Genomic DNA, 16,972 nt, shown 5'->3' on the forward strand with positions numbered 1-16,972 from the left:
CAGAACCGGCGGGCCCTTGAATCCCAGCTCATCGCCTCCGCCCCGTCCGCGGATCACCCGTGAGGGGTGACCCGGCCCGCGGCGGCGCGCGCGACGCTGAGCCGGTGAGGGTGCCGTACACCGTCCCGTCGGTGGCCCGGTTGCCGGCCGTAGCACGCGAGGAGGAGCCATGACAGTTTCGCGTGAACCGGCGCCGGACACCGGGCCGGATCCTCTGGCCGACGGGACGGTTCTCACCGACGACCCGGACACCGAGCGGGTGCTGGCGCAACTCGGCGGCTCGTGGACCTGGCTGCTGGGGTCGGCGGTGGCCACGCTGGTGCCGGGCATCGTGGCCCTGGCCTGGCCGGACGCCACCCTGCATGTGCTGGCGGTGATCATCGGGCTGTATCTGCTGGTCACGGGCGCGTTCCGGTTCGTCTCCTCGTTCGCCCGGGAGCACGGCGACCGGCATCTGGGTCTGCTCGCCGCGGCGCTGTACGTCCTCGCCGGGGTGCTGTGTCTGCGCCACCCGCTCCAGACCATCGCCGCGCTCTCGCTGATCGTCGGGGCCGTGTGGGTCGTGACGGGCATGCTGACCGCCTGGACGGCGCTTGCCGCCAAGGGGCTGCCGCACCGCGGATTCGTCCTCGGCGCCGGGCTGCTCGGCCTCGTCGCGGGCGTCGTCGTACTGGCCCTGCCCAGCGAGTCCGCCGTCGTACTGACCCGGCTGCTCGGCCTGTGGCTGCTGCTGCTCGGGCTGACCGAGCTGGGGGTCGCCCTCGCCTGGCGCTCCGCCCTGCACCGGGCAGGCTTCACCCGTCCTGGGTGAGGCCGTTCCCGTTGAGCATGCGCACGCTGAAATCGGCGGGACCGGCACAAGAGCCCCCGCCCGGGACGGAGGCAGACGATGAGCGCGAACACGTACCTCGCCTACGACTATCCGCTGCTGAGCATGTTCTGGACGCTGCTGTGGTTCTTCCTGTGGGTCATGTGGTTCGTCCTGCTCTTCCGGATCATCGGCGACATCTTCCGCGACGACAGCCTGAGCGGCTGGGGCAAGACCGGCTGGCTGGTCTTCTGCATCGTGCTGCCCTTCCTCGGCGTGTTCGTGTACCTCATCGCCCGTGGCAAGGACATGGGCCGCCGCGAGATCGAACACGCCCAGGCACAGCAGCGGGCGTTCGACGACTACGTCCGCGACCGGGCCGGTGAGAGCAAGCCGTCCAGCAGCGCCGAGGAGCTCGCCAAGCTGTCCGAGATGCGCTCCCACGGCGACATCACGGACGACGAGTTCCGCCGCGCCAAGGACCTCGTGCTGAGCGGCGCCGGTTCCTCGGCCCGCAGCGACTCCACCACCCCCTCCTGACGCATCCGAGTACGTACAAGGGAAGCGAGGAACAACCATGGCCGCCATGCACACCAAGCAGGCGCACGAGACGAAGTACGCCTGGGCCGGGGGCCTGACGGTCTTCGCCGCCGTCATGCTGACCATCGCCGGGCTGATCGCGGTCTTCCGCGGGATCATGGGCATCGCCGAGGACGACGTCTTCGTCAGCACGCAGAACTACGTCTTCGAGTTCGACCTCACCGGCTGGGGCTGGGTCCATCTCATCCTGGGCGCGGTCGCGGTGATCATCGGCATCGGGCTGTTCCAGCCGGCGGTGTGGGCCCGGGTCGGTGGCGTGGCCATCGCAGGGCTGATCATCATCGCCAACTTCCTCTCCCTGCCGTACTACCCGGTGTGGTCGGTCGTGATGATCGCGATGGCCGGGTTCATCATCTGGGCGCTGTGCGTCGCGAAGAAGGAAGACTTCAGCTCGTAGGACCGCGAGTGACGTCGATCGACCGCGTGCTCCGCGGCGGCGGGTGAGCCACCACGCACGCGCGTGCGGGGAGCACGGCGCACGAACCGCTGATGCCGACCGTCCGGGCCTTGCGTCCACCTGCCGTAGGAGGGGCTCGTGAACCCGTACCCACCCATCGCGGACCATGGCATGGTCGGCGATCTCCAGACCGCTGCCCTGGTGTCCTCCGCCGGCACCGTCGACTGGTGGTGCACACCCCGCTTCGACTCGCCCAGCCTCTTCGCCTCGCTGCTGGACAGCGAGCGCGGCGGCCACTGCCGGCTGGCCGCGGAGCTGGACGACGGCGGGATGACCGTGCGCCAGCTGTACCTGTCCGACACGGCCATCCTGGTCACGCGCTTCATGGCGCCCGGCGGCGTCGGTGAGGTCGCCGACTTCATGGTGCCCGTCGAGTCGTCGGCCCCGACGGACCGGCACACGCTGCTCCGGGTCGTCCGGGTCGTCCGCGGCAGCCTGCCCTTCGCGTTCGCCTGCCGCCCGCGCTTCGACTACGGCCGCGCCCCGCACTCCCTGAGCCTGGCGGACGACCACTACGCCGTCCTGCGCGGGCCCGGGACCGATCTGCACGTGCGCACCAGCGGTGACGTCGACCTGCGGGCCGACGGCGACGACGTCACCGCCCGGTTCACGCTCTCCGCCGGGCAGATCGCCGCCTTCGCGCTGACCAGCACGGCCGGTGGGGGCGCCGCACCGCCCGCGCCGTCCCTGGCGGAGATGGTCGGGGAGCTGGAGCACTGCCGGGCCTTCTGGCTGTCGTGGCTGCGGTCGTGCACCTACCGGGGACGCTGGCAGGACATGGTCAACCGGTCGGCGATCACGCTCAAGCTCCTCACCTACGCCCCCAGCGGGGCGCCCATCGCGGCCGCCACCATGGGCCTGCCCGAACAGGTCGGCGGCGAGCGCAACTGGGACTACCGCTACACCTGGATCCGCGACGCCTCCCTGTCCGTGCGGTCGCTGATCGATCTGGGTTTCCAGGCCGAGGCCCACTCCTTCCGGCGCTGGCTGCGCGACCGCATCGAGGCCGGACGCACGGCCTCGGGGGACCCTTTGCAGATCATGTACCGGGTCGACGGGGAACCCCATCTGACCGAGGAGATCCTCGACCACCTGGAGGGCTACCAGGGCTCACGACCCGTCAGGGCCGGCAACGCCGCCGCCGACCAGCTCCAGCTCGACATCTACGGCGAGGCCGCGCAAGCCCTGATCGTGGGCAGCGACACGGGCGCGCTGCGCGGCTGGAAGTCGCTGAGCGGCGTGCTGGACTGGCTGTGCGACCACTGGGACCGGCCCGACGAAGGGATCTGGGAGACCCGTGGCGGGCGGCAGAACTTCACCTACAGCCGGCTGATGACGTGGGTGGCCTTCGACCGGGGCATCCGCGCGGCCATCTACACCTCCCGCCCCGCCGACATCGAGCGCTGGACCGAAGCGCGCAACGCGGTCTTCCAGCAGATCGTCGAGCGTGGCTGGCACGACAAGCGCCAGGCCTTCGTCCAGCACTTCGACACCGACGTCCTGGACGCCTCGCTGCTGCTCATGCCCCGGGTCGGCTTCGTCTCCGCGCACGACCCGGACTGGCTGAGCACCCTCGACGCCATGAACGAGGAACTCGTCAGCGACAGCCTGGTCTACCGCTACGACCCGGGGGCCTCCCCGGACGGCCTGCGCGGCTCCGAGGGCACCTTCAACCTGTGCAGCTTCCTCTACGTCGAGGCCCTCGCCCGCAGCGGCCGGCTCGCCCAGGCCCAGTACGCCTTCGACAAGATGCTCACCTACGCCAACCATGTCGGCCTGTTCGCCGAGGAGATCGGCCCCTCGGGCGAGCAACTCGGCAACTTCCCCCAGGCGTTCACCCACCTCGCGCTGGTCACCGCGGCGATGGCGCTGGACGAGGAGCTGGGCCGGCAGGGCGTCGAGCCGGGAGCGGGCGATCAACTGCACGCGACCGTCCGTGGCCTCACCCTCCGCCCCGGCCGCGGAGGAGGCTGAGGTGACCGAGCCGGCGCATCCCGCGCCGGACGGCGTCTCACGGCCGGGGCTGCGGTGTGCCCCGGTCCTTCGGTTCGGCCGAGCCCGGCGTGACCGTCTCGCCCCGGATCACCCGGGCCGTCGCCGGATCGTCCTCGTCCCTCGCCGCCCTGGCCTCGGCCTTGAGGATGCGCGCCGACTTGCCCGCCGAACGGGCCAGTTCGGGCAGCTTCTTCGCGCAGAGGACGGCTATGACGACGACAAGGATGATCGCGAGTTCGCTCAGTCCGAACATGGGGTCCTGTCCTCCTGGTGAGCGGGGCCGGGGGTGCGGCGGCGTGCCCCTTAATGCCTCTTCGTGCCCATGAAAACTACATCACTGTAGAAATGGGGGAAGACCGCCTCCGCCGGACGGCCTCTGCTTTCCTTACGATGTACCGCTCGATGTATCGCACATGACGTGCATGCCAGCGGAAGGGAGACAGGGCATGGCGGATCACCGCCAGGGTTCCCGGCGCCGGGGACAGGGCGAGCTGGAGGCGCTGGTCCTGTCGGCACTGACCGAGGCGGACGGACCCGCGACGGCCGGCTGGGTGCAGGAACGGCTCGGCGGCGACCTCGCCTATACGACGGTGATCACGATCCTGACCCGGCTGCTGGCCAAGGGCGCGGTGACCCGGGAGCGGGCCGGCCGCTCCTTCGCGTGGACGCCGGCCTCGGACCAGGCGGGCCTCGCGGCGCACCGGATGCGCAAGGTGCTGGACGCCGAGAGCGACCGGGAGGCGGTGCTGGCCAGCTTCGTCACGGGCCTCGGCCCGGACGACGAGCGGCTGCTGCGCGACCTGCTGGGGCAGTCCGCGGGCACGGGCCGGTCCCCGGGCGAAGGGGAAGTCTGACGCCGCATGGGGGTCTTCGTCTTTCTGCCGCTCGTCCTGCCGCTCACGGCATGGCCGATCGCCCGCCTGGCCGAGCAGCATCTGCATCCCCGCACCGCCACGCGACTGCTCACCGCCGTCGCCGCGGTGATGGCCGCGTGCAGCACGGTGTGCCTGGCCCTGGTGATGGTGGTGGGCACCGCCCAACTGCCCGGCAACCCACTGCCCGACGGCTGGTCGGACCCCGAGGTGCGGGCGGCGGTGCCCTACGACGAGGTCGTGGGCAAGGCGGCGATCCCGGCGCTGTGCGCGGTGGTCGTGGCCTGCGCCCGGACCCTGTGGCGGCACGTCCGGGTACGCCGCCGCGCCCACCGGGCGCTGGCCGGGCTGCCGGGGACCGGGGTGGCCGTACTGCCCGACGCGTTGCCGTACGCGTACGCGCTGCCCGGGGGACGACGCGACCGCGTGGTGGTGACCACCGGCCTGCTGGACCACCTCCAACCCGCCGAACGCCGGGCGCTGTTCGCCCACGAGCGGGCCCATCTGAGCGAGCGGCACCACCGTTTCCTGCTCGCCGTCCAACTGGCCGCCCGCGCCAACCCGTTCCTGCGCCCGCTGCGTACGGCGGTGTCGTACACGGCGGAGCGCTGGGCGGACGAGGCCGCGGCCCAGCAGGTCGGCAGCCGGCGGACGGTGGCGTGCGCGATCGGCCGGGCGGCGCTGGTGTCCCGGGGCGCGCCGGTCGCGACACTGGCCGGCTTCGCGGCGCCGGGGCCGGTGCCGCGCCGGGTGGCCGCGCTGCTCGGGCCGGCCCCCGTGGCGCGCCGCTGGCCGTCGCTGTTCACGTCGGTGGGGCTCGCGGTGTGGGTCGCGGCCGTGGGGACGGCCGTATCGGCGATGTCGTCGGCGAACTCGGCGGTGACGATGGTCCTCATCCTGCACGCGGCGACGCCGCTGTGACGGGGCTGGCCGCAGTGACCGGACCGGGGTGATCGGACTGGCCGCTGTGACCGGACCGGGGTGATCGGGCCGTTCAGGCAACGGAAGTGACGGAGTTCGCCGTCTGTTCATGGGGGGACGGCTGTGAGCGAGGGGGAGGGCGCAGTGAGCGGATCGGGGAAACGGCGGCGTACGCAGGACGGGGCCGGTACGGGCAAGGCCCGGCTGACCCGGCGGGGGCGGATCCTGGCGTGGAGCGCGGGGGTGACCTCGGCGGTCGTGCTCGGTGTCGCCGGAGTGGGCGCCTGGGTCTACCAGGACCTCGACGGCAACATCAGGTCGGCCGACGTCGACGACAAGATCGGCGGCGACCGGCCGGTCAATCTCAGCCCCGGCTCGAAGAACATCCTCGTCGTCGGCTCCGACAGCCGCGACGGCGCCAACGCGAAGTACGGCAAGGACCTGACCACCATGCAGTCGGACACGCTGATGGTGCTGCACGTGCCCGCGAACCGGAAGTGGGCCACGGTCGTGTCCTTCCCCCGCGACTCCTGGGTGGGGATACCGGCCTGCGACAAGGGCGACGGCAGCACCTCCTCGCCGCACCACTACAAGATCAACGAAGCCTTCGCGATCGGCGGTACCAGCGGCGAGGTCGCCGGGGCGGCCGCCTGCTCCATCAAGACGGTCGAGGCCAACACCGGCCTGCGCATAGACAACTTCATGTCCGTCGACTTCCAGGGCTTCAAGGGCATGGTCGACGCCCTGGACGGCATCGAGGTCTGCCCCGAGCAGGCCATCCACTCCAAGAAGGCCCGGCTCGACCTGGAGCCCGGCTGCCAGACCGTCCGCGGGGAGCAGGCGCTCGGCTATGTGCGGGTCCGCTACGGCGTCGGCGACGGCTCCGACATCAGCCGCATCGGGCGTCAGCAGGAGTTCATGAACGCCCTGACCGAGAAGGCACAGTCCAAGCTGACCAGCCCGAACTCGCTCTACGGCTTCCTGCGGTCCGCCACCAAGTCCCTGACCACGGACCCCGATCTGGCCGGCATCAGGCCGCTGTACTCCCTCGCCTCGGAACTCAAGGGCATCCCGAGCGACCGCCTGACCTTCCTCACGGTCCCCAACTACCCGCGTGAGGCGGACGTCGCCACCGACAAGGCCAATGTCGTCTGGCAGTACCCGCAGGCCACCGACCTGTTCACGGCCCTGGCCAAGGACAAGGAGGTCGACAAGAAGCGGCTGGACGCGGAAGCGAAGAACCCGCTGTACGCCTCCGCCGTGCGCGTGCAGGTCCTCAACGGCACCTCGGTCCAGGGCCTGGCCGGCACCGTCGCGGAGAAACTGCGCACGGCCGGCGTCACCGTCACCGGCACGGGCAACGCGCCCGAGAACACCGGCGCCACGGAGGTCAGCTACCCCGCGGGTCTGGAGAAACAGGCCAAGGCGCTCGCCGCACGGCTGCCCGGGGTACGGGCCACACCGGCGTCGGACGCGACCGCGGGCGTGGTCACGCTGGTCGTCGGCAAGGACCTCGACATCGGGCGCATCCGCTGACGGGCCGTGCCGGACGGGCCCCGCTCGGGTCCGTCCGGCACGGGTGCGAGGCCGGTCAGAGGTCGAACTCGTGCGGCGGCAGACCGAGCGCGTAGCACGCCTCGCGGACCACGGCCTGCTCGTCCTTGTCGAAGTCGCCGTCGGCGCCGCCGATGACGATGCCGATCTGGATGACGGCACGCGCCTCGGCGGGCTTCTTCTTCGCCTTGGCGACCTCCTGCATGACGCTCACCTTGCCGAAGTCGAAGTCGGTGGTGAGCCGGTCGAGGTTCTCCTCGAAGCGGCGGCGCAGATCGTCGGCGGGGAAGTTCTGCAACACCTCGTTGGTGGCGATCAGTTGGGCGACGCGCTGCCGCTCGGAGGGGTCGACGGTGCCGTCCGCCGCGGCGACGAGCGCGCACATCGCCATGCTCGCGTCGCGAAAGGCACCACTCTTGAGGTCGTTCTTCCTCGCCACGAGCTGGGTCTGCATCGTCGATGCGGACTCCTTGATGCGGTCCCACAGGGCCATGAGAACTCCAAACGATGGGTTACTTCTACACTGCTGTAGAAGTTACCAGGTGCGCGAGGAGCGAGCTCAGCGTTGTGCTTTTCGGGGGTTGAGCCAGGCCTCAACGGTGTGTTTAGGGTGCTGGCAATGCTCCCCACTCACGCCACACCGGCAACCGACGCCACTGCCGTACCGGAACCGCGGTCCGCAGGAGCGACGGCGAGACCGGCGCCGACGCGGCGGGACCCGTTCCTCGACAACGCCAAGTACCTGGCGATCGTCCTGGTCGCGATAGGCCACGCCTGGGAGCCCCTGCGCGAGGGAAACAGGTCGATCACCGCCCTGTACACGCTCGTGTACGCCTTCCACATGCCGGTGTTCGCCGTGATCGCGGGCCATTTATCGCGTGGCTTCGAGGCGAGCCCGAGGAAACTCGCGGGCCTGCTGAAGCGCACGGCGCTGCCCTACGTGGTCTTCGAGACGGCGTACACCTTCTTCACCCGCTGGACCAGCGAGGACCCCGACCGCCCGGTCACCCTCCTCGACCCCCTCTACCTCACCTGGTTCCTGGCGGCCCTGTTCCTCTGGCGCCTGACGACCCCGGTCTGGAGGCTCGTACGCCGGCCGCTTCCCGTCGCCCTGACGATCGCCGCCCTCGCGACGCTCACCCCCTCCCTCGGCAACGACCTCGACCTGCAACGCGTCCTGCAGTTCCTGCCGTACTTCGTGCTGGGCCTCGTCCTCAAGCCCGAGCACATCCACCGGCTGCACCACCGCAGGACACGCCTCCTGGCGGTGCCGCTGTTCGCCGGCGCGCTGGCCTTCGCCTACTGGGCGGTCCCGCGCATGAACTACGCCTGGTTCTTCCACAACGACAGCGCCACAGCCCTGGGGGCACCGGCCTGGTCCGGCCCGATCATGACCCTGGCGACATTCGGCTGCTCGGTGATACTTTCCGCTGCCTTCCTCGCCTTGGTGCCACGGGGCAGACGGTGGTTCACGGCCCTGGGCGCGGGCACCCTGTACGCCTACCTCCTCCACGGCTTCATCGCCCAGGCGGCCGAGCACGGGGACTGGTACGCCGGTCCCTGGCTCCACCACCCCGCCGGCGAGGCGACGGTCACCGTGCTGGCAGCCACGATCATGACGACGCTGTGCGCACCTGCCGTACAGCGGACGCTCCGCGGCCTGCTGGAACGGCCGTTGAGGTGGGCGTTCCGGGACGCGGACACCGTGTCGCCCGTGATCTCCGACGGATCGCGACCGGAGTCCAACCCCCTGATTCACCTGCGCGTGTCCGACCGCACTACGGTCGGCTGCGTGTCGACCGTCCACAGTCCGGCTCGGCGGCCCTAAACGTCAGGTGTCATTTCCGTGGGACCGGTCAGACCGGGGTCCGCGTGACCGTCCACCACCTCGTGCGCCACGTCCCGAACCGGCCGCTGGAGTGAACGGGCGTGCTTGCGCAGAAGCTCGAAGGCCTCGTCCGGTGTCACCGATCGGCGGTTCGCTATCACGCCCTTGGCCTGCTCGATGATCACGCGGCCGGTCAGGGCCTGTTCCAGCTGGGCGGTGAGTGTCCGGCTGTGGTCGGCCTCGCGGGCACGTTTCAGGATGACGGCGGTGAAGTCCGCCATGGACTGGCCGATGGCCAGTTCCCCCGGGGCGAGGGGGTGGCGTTCGCCGGACAGCAGGACGAGCGCACCGCTCGTTCCGGTGGGTTCGCGCAGGGGGATGGCCGCCACGCTGGCGTAGCCCAGCTCCAGGGCCCGTGGGGTGTAGTGCGGCCACCGCTGCCTGTTGGGGAGGCTGTCGAGGGTCGCCTGCACTCCGGGCTTTTCGGCCTGGTGGCAGTCGTGGCCGGGCCCCTCTCGCCACCCGACGGCTTCGAGCTCCAGGCGGGACACATCGGCGTCGGAGCCCGCGACGTGGGCCGCCTCGTAGCCGTCGGGGGCGAACAGCACGGCAGCGGCGCGGGCACCGAGCAGGGACGGGGCATGGTTCACCAGCACGGACAGGGTCCCGGGTATGTCCAACGGACCCTCCGCCGTGCTGCCGGCCAGGGTGACGAACGCGTCGGCCAGCCGCTGTTCGCGGGTCATGCCACCTCCTCCTCAGCCGAGTCTCAGGTCCCCATGCACGATCTTGCGAGCAACCGTCTCGATGGGCGCGTCTTCGGTGAACGCCCGAGCCTTGATGAGCGCCAGTGCGTCGGCCACGGAGCAGCCGATCCCCGCCGAAAGGATGCCGGCCGCCTGGTGAACGGTGGCTCGGAGGTCGGTTCCGCCGTAGAGGTCCGGGTCGGCGTCGGGGCCGAGGAGCACGATGCGCGTGAGGGCCTCGGCGACCTCGGTGAGGCGGGCCGGCTTCGCGGTCGCGGGCCGCGCGTCGAAGACGGTCAGCGCTCCGATGCAGTCGTCCTCGGCCTGCAACGGTACGGCGGCCACCGTGGCGACGCCCAGAGAGGTGAGGGAAGGCCCGTACCCGGGCCAGCGCTCCACGATCTCCCGCCCCGCCACATGGACCGGCCGGCGCTGCGCCGCCGCGTCCTGGCCGGGCCCCTCGCCGAGCACGTACTCCAGGTCCTGCGCGGCGCGAGAACGATCGTCGGACACCGCCACCGCGAGTTGGTTCCGCCCGGAGTCCAGCAGAGTGATCGCCGCGCTGCCGGTGCCGCACGCCTCGGCGACCACGGTCATGAATCGCGGCCGGGTGCCCTGTCCCCCGTCCCAGGCCGTCGCGCGGTGGGCGAAGCTCTCCTGGAGACGAGCGGAGTCACGATGGCACGCCGCCGTTCTGCGGTGTGTCCGAGCGATATGCGCGTGGATCTCACGACCGGGCTTCGCCGCCAGGAGCTCGTGCCGCTCGGCGGCCGCCTCCGCCCGGTCCGCGCGCTCGCGGGCCAGCGCGGCCCGACGCCGCGCCACTGCTGCCAGGCCGAGGTCGTCCTCGTGCCCTTGCGGGTCCATGAGGCTCAGCGTACGCCGAGTCAGCCGGGGGTGTCGTTGCGGCTCTTCTCCATCATCAGGACGACGCCGTCGTCGGGTCCGCCGAGCGGGGAGAAGAACACGTCACAGGTGAGCTGCCGGCCGATGCGGCTGCGGGCCTCCACGGCGACCGGACCTGAGCGTTTGCCGGTCTTCAGGCACCGCTGCACGACGGGCTGGAGCACATCGGTGGGCAGTCCGAAGTCCAGGTCGAAGAAGGGCACGTCCAGCACTTCGTCGGCGCGCAGTCCCCACATGTCGACGGCACCCCGGTTCCAGCTCCTGACCTTCAGATCCTTGTCCAGGACCACCACACCCGCCGCGATGCTCGTCAGAATCGCATCCAGGAACGCCCTGGCCGTGTCCAGTTCGTCCGTGCGGATGCGCATCTCGTCGTTCATGGTCTCCAGTTCCTCGTTGCCGGACTGGAGTTCTTCGTTGGTGGTCTCCAACTCCTCGTTGGTGGACTGGAGTTCCTCGTTCGTCGTCTCCAGTTCCTCGATGCTGGACTGGAGTTCTTCGTTGGTGGTCTCCAACTCCTCGTTGGTGGACTGGAGCTCCTCGTACGCCGTCTCCAGATCCTCCCGGATGCGCTTGACCTCGGCCTTCAGGTGCGTGACGACGGTGACGTCGGTGAAGGAGATCGTGGTGGCGACGTGCATGCCGCTGGGCCCGGAGAGCGGCTGGATGAGGATGTCGAAGTACTGGACGTCCTCGCCCAGCCTGCGCTCGACCTGGTTGACCCGCAGAGTCCGGCGCTCGTGCGTGGACTGGTCGATCAGGGAGCGGAGTTCGGCCGGGCGGTAGGAGATCTCCAGGTCCTGGAAGGGACGACCCAGGTCGGTGGTGGTCAGGCTGAACTGGATCCGCGCCTGGCTGTTGATCACCACGACGGTTCCGTCGCCGTCGAGGGCGATCGCCGGGGTCGGTCCGGCGTCGAGGGCCAGGTCGCGCAGCTGACGGGTGCGCGCGACGGAGTGCAGTTCGGCGCCCGCGCCCGACCTGATCTTCACGGTGGCGGGGTGGTACGGCAGCCCGGCGTCGCCGGCCCGGCGCCTGAACATGCGCTGGCGCATGTTCACGACCTCGAACCGCTCGGCGTCGTTCAGCAGCATCTCGGCCTTGCCGAGGAAGAGGAAGCCTCTGGGGCGAAGGGCGAAGTGATAGCGGTCGACGATCTGCGTCTGGGCCTCGGTGTTGAAGTACATCAGGGTGTTGCGGCAGACGAGCAGGTCGAGCCGCGAGATTGGGGCGTCCCGGGTGATGTCGTGCCGCCCGAAGATCACCCGCCGTCGCAGGTCGGCGCGGAAGCTGAACCGGGCGCCGTTCTGCTCGAAGTACTTCTCCCGCAGATCCACGGGGAGCGGCTCCACGGACTTCGGCGGGTACAGCCCGGACCGGGCCTCACGCAGCGCCTCCTCGTCGACGTCCGTGGCGTAGATCTTGACCCGGCGCACGCACTCCTCGATGCCCAGCGCTTCGGCGAACATGACGGCCAGCGAGTACGCCTCCTCGCCGCTGGAGCAGCCCGCGCTCCACACCCTGATCTCCTCGTCCGCTGCGAGAGCCGCGAGCAGCTCGGGGACGACCTCGTGCTGGAGGAAGGTCCAGGCCTCGGGGTCCCGGAAGAAGGAGGTGACGTTGATCAGGATCGTGTTGAACAGAGCGCCGAACTCCTCCTGGTTGGTCTCCAGGAGATCCTGGTAGTCCAGATAGGAGCGAATGCCGACGTCGCTCATCCGCTTGTGGATGCGCCGGGCCAGTGTGGAGCGCTTGTACCCGGTGAAGTCGAAGCTGCGGGCTTCCCGGATGAAGCCGAGCAGCTCCTCCAGCCCCGCGTTGTCCCCGGCGTCCTGAGGTTCGCCCATCAGCCCATCAGCCCATCACTGCCTCTTGGCCTCGACAAGTCCGCGTACGACCGCGGCGATTTCCCCAAGAGGTAGCACGAAGTCCACCGCTCCCGTGTGGACGGCCGCCTGCGGCATCCCCGTGAACTCGGCGGTCTCCGGATCCTGTGCGATCACGGTGCCACCGCGTGACTTCACCGCGTCGACTCCCATGGCGCCGTCCCGGCCGGTCCCGGTGAGCACGCAGGCGATCGCCTCCTGCCCGTAGGCACCGGCGACCGATTCGAAGAGAAGGTCGGCGGAGGGGCGTACGAAGTGGACGAGCTCGGTGTTGGTGAGGGTCAGGACGCCGTCGGAGCCGATGAGGAGGTGCCGGTCGGGCGGCGCGATGTAGACGGTGCCGGGCAGCGCGACCTCTTCCGCCTCGGCGAGCTTCACCCCGAGCTCGGTGCGACGGGCGAGGACCTCGGCGAGCACCGTTCGGTGCCGGGGGTCGAGGTGCTGGACGACCAGCACCGGTACCGGCAGATCGGGGCCCAGGGCCCCGAGTAGCACGCTCAGTGCTTGGATGCCGCCCGCGGACGATGCGACGGCAACGATGCTGTAGTGATCCGCGGGTGCCTGGTCGGCCGTCACGCTGTGAGCCTAGCGGAACCCGGGGCGGCGGGTGAGATGTAACAAGCGGCCGATACGGAGGGCAGGGCGGCGCTCGGCGCGCCGGCCCGGCACCCTGGAGCGAACCGTCAAGATGGCCGGAAGGTATTCACCCGAAAGGAGGAATATCCTCTCAGGTGAAGCGATTCTGTTCGAGTTCCCGGCCCGCCTCCGCAGCGTGTCGGCTTAGATTCGCGTCGTCGTCACCCCTGCTCCCGGTGGCTGTGCACATCCGTCGCCGTCCGCCGCTCCGACACCGAGGCGGGCAGCCTGCTGAACCACGGTGATGCCGCCATGTCCGGGAACGCTGCTGCTGCTCCCGCCCAGCACCTTCGCATCTACGAGGAGGCAGGGCGAACGGTCATCGAGTTGCTGGGTGAAATCGACCTTGCCGCCGCCCTCCGTATAACCGCGGAGCTGGACGCGGCGACAGGCCGCCCGTCGGCCGAGCTCGTGATCGATCTCCGTCCCGTCGAGTTCCTGGACTGCTCCGGGCTGAGGCTGCTGTGCCGGGCACGGCGTCGTGTCGAGGAGCGAGGCGGACACCTGACGCTGGTCTGCCCCCACCCCCTCATCCGCAAGATGCTCCGGATCGTCGGCCTCAGCAGGGTCTTCGCCATGACGGCCACGCTGTCCGAGGCGCTGGACGGCCGAATGTCCGCGAGCTGAGGGCGGACATGAGCCGACGAGCGTACGGCTTCCCGGCCAAAGGCCGATCCCGGACTATTGCCTTCCGTGTCGCTCGCTCTAGGCTGTCAGCCGAGACCTGCCGCTCTGTGAAGCGGCAGCAGCGCGGCCCGTGCACCGGGCCATCGCCGACCCCGTGCCCCCGGGTCGGGAGAGACGCACCCAACAGGCGACCGGAGCCTCAGTCCCACTTCGGACCCGGACACGAACAGACTCCGCCTCGTCCTCCCGGCCTGTCCTTCGAGACGGGGCACACTCCCGCGTCGCCCCTGTCGGCCGTGAGGACGATCCTCGCGCGGGGACCTTGCTTGCGAGGGGGAAACAAGGTCCACGCGCCGGTGGCGGCCGCCGCCAGGCAGGCAGCGGCCGCCACCATCGGCCTGTGCCGCAACGGTCCCACAACCACTCAGGGGCCCGACCCGCGATGCGGATCAGGCCCCTAAGTGATGTTTCTCTGTCGGGGTGGCGGGATTTGAACCCACGACCTCTTCGTCCCGAACGAAGCGCGCTGCCAAGCTGCGCTACACCCCGATGTCGCTGCTTCTCGCGGCGACGACGTTTACTTTAGCCCACCGGTGGCTGGAGACGAAATCCGGTTTTCGCGCGGTGGTGGACGCGGTGGCGGAACGGGTTCGGGCGGGCGTGGTCGAGGGCCACGAGGAGGATGGCCAGGGCGTAGATGGCGAGTCCGAGGAGGAGGGCGTTGCCGAGGACGCTCTTGTAGCCGTCCTGGGCCACGTCGAGGAAGGGGTAGAGGTAGCGCCCCGGCGTGCCGGGGACGAGGAGCTCGCCTCGGGTGAGGGTGAAGGCCAGGTAGGTGAGGGGGTAGAGGAGCCACGTCGCCGCCTGGCGCAGGTGCAGGTCGCCGGGGGGTGTGAGGAGCAGCCAGTCCAGCAGGGCGGCGATCGATGTCACCGTGTGGAGGATCTGGGTGGTGATCGCGTGCCAGCCCGTCGGGTCGGCGGCCTCGCCCGTGAGGACGCCGGGCAGGGCGAAGGGGCTCGACTCGTTGGCCAGGAGCAGGTGGTAGACGAGGCCCGTGACCAGGGCGTAGAGCAGTGTGCCGCCCGTCAGGGACGAGGGGAGCGGGGGGCGGGCGGTCCAGGCGCGGCGGGCCGAGGCGAGGAAGACGAGCGCCAGCAGGACGTTGCTCTGGATCGCGAAGTGGCTCAGGGTGCGCAGGGGGCTGCCGAGGGTCAGTTCGACGGTCACCGCCGCGGCCGCGGACAGGGCCACCAGCAGGCGGAACATGGCGGCCAGGCGGCGGGGTGCGGGGGCCGCCACCGCCGTGGCGGGGACGTGGGACGGCATCAGCACGGGCATGCCCGGTATCGCGGGGAGGTCCGGGATGTCCCTGGGTATCGGGGCGGTCATGGCCTCACGCTAAGCAGCGTGGGCGAAATGGGCGATATGAGTGGTCCGTGCGAGTTAGGGAGGCGCTGCGGATTGACCGGGCTTGGCGTCGCCCCAGGCCGGCCTACTTCTCGGCCTACTTCTCCCGCGTGAGCCTTACGGCGTCACTCCCGCCCCACCAACGTCAGCAAAGTAGCCTCCGGCGGGCAAGCGAAGCGGAACGGGGTGTAGCGGTTCGCGCCGCAGCCTGCCGAGACGTGCAGGTAGGACATGCGGTCCTGGGCGGTGTGCGTGGACAGGCCCCTCGCCCGGTCCGTGTCCAGGTCGCAGTTGGTGACCAGGGCGCCGTAGAAGGGGACGCGGAGCTGGCCGCCGTGGGTGTGGCCGGCCAGGATCAGCGGGTAGCCGTCCGCCGCGTACGAGTCCAGGACGCGCAGGTACGGCGCGTGGACCACGCCCATCGCGAAGTCGGCGGCGTCCGAGGGGCCGCCGGCCACCTGCTCGTAGCGGTCCCTCTTGATGTGCGGGTCGTCCAGGCCGGTGAGCTCCACCGAGATGCCCTCGACCTTCAGCATCCCCCGCGTGTTCGTCAGATTGAGCCAGCCCGCGGAGTCGAAGCCGTCGCGCAGGTTCTGCCAGGGGTTGTGGATCACTCCGACGGCGGGCGCGTTGCCGTTCAGGCCGTGCCGGCCCTGGGCCTTCTCCAGCAGGTAGAGGGCGGGGTTGCGCAGCTTGGGGCCGTAGTAGTCGTTCGAGCCGAAGACGTACGCGCCCGGGAACTCCATCAGCGGGCCCAGCGCGTCCAGCACTTCCGGCACGCCCTCGGGGTCCGACAGGTTGTCGCCCGTGTTGATCACGAAGTCGGGGCGCAGGCCTGCCAGCGAGCGCAGCCAGCGCTGCTTCTTGCGCTGGCCGCCGACCATGTGGATGTCGGAGACCTGGAGCAGCCGCAGCGGGCGCATACCGGCGGGCAGGACGGGGACCGTCACCCGTCGCAGCCGGAAGGAACGGGCCTCGAAACCCGCCGAGTACAGCAGACCGGCGGCACCAACCGCCGTGATTCCCAGGGGTACTCCGTATCGCGCGCGCATACGACCATCGTGTCAGACCGGCGAGGTCCCCCGATCCCGGCCGCCCCCGGCCCCCCGGCCCTCCCGGTCCTCCCGGCGGCTCCCGACGGTCACGGCCGCCTCCGCCACGGCGCCCTTCCCGCACGCCCCTTGAAATCAACGGGCGTTCCGCTCCCCACACCTGCGACAATCGAGCCCATGACCACGCTCAAGTCGAAGCTGCAGGAAGACCTCAACGCCGCGATCAAGGAGCGCGACGAGCTCCGCTCCTCGACGCTCCGGCTGACGCTCGCCGCGATCACCAAGGAGGAGGTCGCGGGCAAGGTGAAGCGCGAGCTCTCCGACGACGAGGTGCAGAAGGTGATCACCCGCGAGGCGAAGAAGCGCCGCGAGGCGGCCGACGCTTTCGCGCAGGGTGGTCGTCCCGAGCAGGCCGAGCGGGAGAAGGCGGAGGGCGAGGTGCTCGCCACGTACCTGCCGAAGCAGCTCAGCGACGACGAGCTGAACGACATCGTCGCCCAGGCCGTCGGGGAGGCCAAGGCGGCCGGCGCCGAGGGCCCGCGGGCCATGGGTGCCGTGATGAAGATCGTGAACCCGAAGGTCGCGGGCCTGGCCGAGGGCGGCCGGGTGGCCGCGGCGGTCAAGAAGCTGCTGGCCGGCTGAGGCACACAGCCCCGCAGGACTCGGTACGAGCA

Annotated in this window: 18 protein-coding genes and 1 tRNA gene; 10 read left to right on the forward strand and 9 right to left on the reverse strand. The window is 70.3% G+C overall.

From position 1 onward, the window contains the following. Positions 1-169: 169 nt before the first annotated feature. The 4 genes from OG254_RS27290 to OG254_RS27305 all read left to right on the forward strand — a co-directional run bounded on the left by OG254_RS27290 (position 170) and on the right by OG254_RS27305 (position 3,839). Entirely contained in the window at positions 170-811 is a 642-nt protein-coding gene (locus OG254_RS27290) for an HdeD family acid-resistance protein (RefSeq protein ID WP_405586625.1), read from the forward strand. A gap of 78 nt (positions 812-889) precedes the next feature. Next, on the forward strand, positions 890-1,348 hold the full coding sequence (locus OG254_RS27295) for an SHOCT domain-containing protein (protein WP_405586628.1): 459 nt from the start codon (positions 890-892) through the stop codon (positions 1,346-1,348). Between the two features lie 37 nt (positions 1,349-1,385). Further along, complete coding sequence (locus OG254_RS27300) at positions 1,386-1,805, forward strand: hypothetical protein (RefSeq protein WP_405586631.1); 420 nt, start codon at positions 1,386-1,388, stop codon at positions 1,803-1,805. A 138-nt stretch (positions 1,806-1,943) separates the two neighbouring features. After that, complete coding sequence (locus OG254_RS27305; RefSeq protein ID WP_405586634.1) at positions 1,944-3,839, forward strand: glycoside hydrolase family 15 protein; 1,896 nt, start codon at positions 1,944-1,946, stop codon at positions 3,837-3,839. 37 nt (positions 3,840-3,876) lie between these two features. Here OG254_RS27305 and OG254_RS27310 read toward each other — a convergent pair whose 3' ends face one another. Next, positions 3,877-4,113: a twin-arginine translocase TatA/TatE family subunit gene (locus OG254_RS27310; RefSeq protein WP_405586637.1), complete on the reverse strand. Its 237-nt coding sequence runs from the start codon at positions 4,111-4,113 to the stop codon at positions 3,877-3,879. Between the two features lie 193 nt (positions 4,114-4,306). Between OG254_RS27310 and OG254_RS27315 the strand changes: the two genes are divergently transcribed. The 3 genes from OG254_RS27315 (at position 4,307) to OG254_RS27325 (ending at position 7,189) form a co-directional block, all read left to right on the forward strand. After that, complete coding sequence (locus tag OG254_RS27315; RefSeq protein WP_405586639.1) at positions 4,307-4,714, forward strand: BlaI/MecI/CopY family transcriptional regulator; 408 nt, start codon at positions 4,307-4,309, stop codon at positions 4,712-4,714. Between the two features lie 6 nt (positions 4,715-4,720). Then, positions 4,721-5,653, forward strand: coding sequence for a M56 family metallopeptidase (locus OG254_RS27320; protein WP_405586642.1), 933 nt, complete (start codon positions 4,721-4,723; stop codon positions 5,651-5,653). A gap of 144 nt (positions 5,654-5,797) precedes the next feature. Continuing rightward, on the forward strand, positions 5,798-7,189 hold the full coding sequence (locus tag OG254_RS27325) for an LCP family protein (protein WP_405586645.1): 1,392 nt from the start codon (positions 5,798-5,800) through the stop codon (positions 7,187-7,189). Between the two features lie 55 nt (positions 7,190-7,244). Here the strand turns inward: OG254_RS27325 and OG254_RS27330 are convergent, their stop codons facing one another. After that, on the reverse strand, positions 7,245-7,700 hold the full coding sequence (locus OG254_RS27330; RefSeq protein WP_147999889.1) for a tellurite resistance TerB family protein: 456 nt from the start codon (positions 7,698-7,700) through the stop codon (positions 7,245-7,247). A 126-nt stretch (positions 7,701-7,826) separates the two neighbouring features. On the opposite strand from OG254_RS27330, the gene OG254_RS27335 reads away from it, so the two are divergent. Continuing rightward, positions 7,827-9,035 carry an acyltransferase family protein gene (locus tag OG254_RS27335; RefSeq protein WP_405586648.1) on the forward strand — a complete coding sequence of 403 codons (1,209 nt, stop codon included), beginning with the start codon at positions 7,827-7,829 and terminating at the stop codon, positions 9,033-9,035. On the opposite strand, the gene OG254_RS27340 is transcribed toward OG254_RS27335, so the two are convergent. Genes OG254_RS27340 through OG254_RS27355 form a run of 4 tightly spaced genes read right to left on the reverse strand, consistent with a single transcriptional unit; the run spans position 9,032 to position 13,149 of the window. Continuing rightward, positions 9,032-9,781 carry an ANTAR domain-containing protein gene (locus OG254_RS27340; protein WP_405586651.1) on the reverse strand — a complete coding sequence of 250 codons (750 nt, stop codon included), beginning with the start codon at positions 9,779-9,781 and terminating at the stop codon, positions 9,032-9,034. The two genes, OG254_RS27335 and OG254_RS27340, sit on opposite strands and share 4 nt — an antisense overlap. A gap of 12 nt (positions 9,782-9,793) precedes the next feature. Continuing rightward, entirely contained in the window at positions 9,794-10,648 is an 855-nt protein-coding gene (locus OG254_RS27345) for a GAF and ANTAR domain-containing protein (protein WP_405586654.1), read from the reverse strand. 20 nt (positions 10,649-10,668) lie between these two features. Beyond that, on the reverse strand, positions 10,669-12,534 hold the full coding sequence (locus tag OG254_RS27350; protein ID WP_405586656.1) for a CheR family methyltransferase: 1,866 nt from the start codon (positions 12,532-12,534) through the stop codon (positions 10,669-10,671). A 15-nt stretch (positions 12,535-12,549) separates the two neighbouring features. Next, positions 12,550-13,149: a chemotaxis protein CheB gene (locus OG254_RS27355; RefSeq protein ID WP_405586659.1), complete on the reverse strand. Its 600-nt coding sequence runs from the start codon at positions 13,147-13,149 to the stop codon at positions 12,550-12,552. A gap of 312 nt (positions 13,150-13,461) precedes the next feature. Here OG254_RS27355 and OG254_RS27360 point away from each other — a divergent pair, with 312 nt between their 5' ends. After that, positions 13,462-13,836 (forward strand): STAS domain-containing protein, encoded by a 375-nt coding sequence (locus OG254_RS27360; protein ID WP_405586661.1) that lies wholly within the window; start codon positions 13,462-13,464, stop codon positions 13,834-13,836. 475 nt (positions 13,837-14,311) lie between these two features. Here OG254_RS27360 and OG254_RS27365 read toward each other — a convergent pair. From OG254_RS27365 to OG254_RS27375, 3 genes are all read right to left on the reverse strand, one after another. After that, positions 14,312-14,385: transfer RNA gene (locus OG254_RS27365), tRNA-Pro, on the reverse strand. Positions 14,386-14,418: 33 nt separating this feature from the next. Further along, positions 14,419-15,228: a Pr6Pr family membrane protein gene (locus OG254_RS27370; RefSeq protein ID WP_405586664.1), complete on the reverse strand. Its 810-nt coding sequence runs from the start codon at positions 15,226-15,228 to the stop codon at positions 14,419-14,421. 143 nt (positions 15,229-15,371) lie between these two features. Next, positions 15,372-16,298 carry a metallophosphoesterase gene (locus tag OG254_RS27375; protein ID WP_405586667.1) on the reverse strand — a complete coding sequence of 309 codons (927 nt, stop codon included), beginning with the start codon at positions 16,296-16,298 and terminating at the stop codon, positions 15,372-15,374. Between the two features lie 177 nt (positions 16,299-16,475). Here OG254_RS27375 and OG254_RS27380 point away from each other — a divergent pair, with 177 nt between their 5' ends. Beyond that, entirely contained in the window at positions 16,476-16,940 is a 465-nt protein-coding gene (locus OG254_RS27380) for a GatB/YqeY domain-containing protein (protein WP_405586670.1), read from the forward strand. Positions 16,941-16,972 lie beyond the last annotated feature (32 nt).

Source organism: Streptomyces sp. NBC_01092 (genome assembly GCF_045039535.1).
Taxonomy (GTDB): Bacteria; Actinomycetota; Actinomycetes; order Streptomycetales; family Streptomycetaceae; genus Streptomyces.

Bases quoted from the DNA above. Each gene is read 5' to 3' on its own strand.
- OG254_RS27290 (WP_405586625.1), top strand. From the start codon at position 170: ATGACAGTTTCGCGTGAACCGGCGCCGGACACCGGGCCGGATCCTCTG.
- OG254_RS27295 (WP_405586628.1), top strand. From the start codon at position 890: ATGAGCGCGAACACGTACCTCGCCTACGACTATCCGCTGCTGAGCATG.
- OG254_RS27300 (WP_405586631.1), top strand. From the start codon at position 1,386: ATGGCCGCCATGCACACCAAGCAGGCGCACGAGACGAAGTACGCCTGG.
- OG254_RS27310 (WP_405586637.1), bottom strand. From the start codon at position 4,113: ATGTTCGGACTGAGCGAACTCGCGATCATCCTTGTCGTCGTCATAGCC.
- OG254_RS27315 (WP_405586639.1), top strand. From the start codon at position 4,307: ATGGCGGATCACCGCCAGGGTTCCCGGCGCCGGGGACAGGGCGAGCTG.
- OG254_RS27320 (WP_405586642.1), top strand. From the start codon at position 4,721: ATGGGGGTCTTCGTCTTTCTGCCGCTCGTCCTGCCGCTCACGGCATGG.
- OG254_RS27330 (WP_147999889.1), bottom strand. From the start codon at position 7,700: ATGGCCCTGTGGGACCGCATCAAGGAGTCCGCATCGACGATGCAGACC.
- OG254_RS27335 (WP_405586648.1), top strand. From the start codon at position 7,827: ATGCTCCCCACTCACGCCACACCGGCAACCGACGCCACTGCCGTACCG.
- OG254_RS27340 (WP_405586651.1), bottom strand. From the start codon at position 9,781: ATGACCCGCGAACAGCGGCTGGCCGACGCGTTCGTCACCCTGGCCGGC.
- OG254_RS27345 (WP_405586654.1), bottom strand. From the start codon at position 10,648: ATGGACCCGCAAGGGCACGAGGACGACCTCGGCCTGGCAGCAGTGGCG.
- OG254_RS27350 (WP_405586656.1), bottom strand. From the start codon at position 12,534: ATGGGCGAACCTCAGGACGCCGGGGACAACGCGGGGCTGGAGGAGCTG.
- OG254_RS27360 (WP_405586661.1), top strand. From the start codon at position 13,462: ATGTCCGGGAACGCTGCTGCTGCTCCCGCCCAGCACCTTCGCATCTAC.
- OG254_RS27370 (WP_405586664.1), bottom strand. From the start codon at position 15,228: ATGACCGCCCCGATACCCAGGGACATCCCGGACCTCCCCGCGATACCG.
- OG254_RS27375 (WP_405586667.1), bottom strand. From the start codon at position 16,298: ATGCGCGCGCGATACGGAGTACCCCTGGGAATCACGGCGGTTGGTGCC.
- OG254_RS27380 (WP_405586670.1), top strand. From the start codon at position 16,476: ATGACCACGCTCAAGTCGAAGCTGCAGGAAGACCTCAACGCCGCGATC.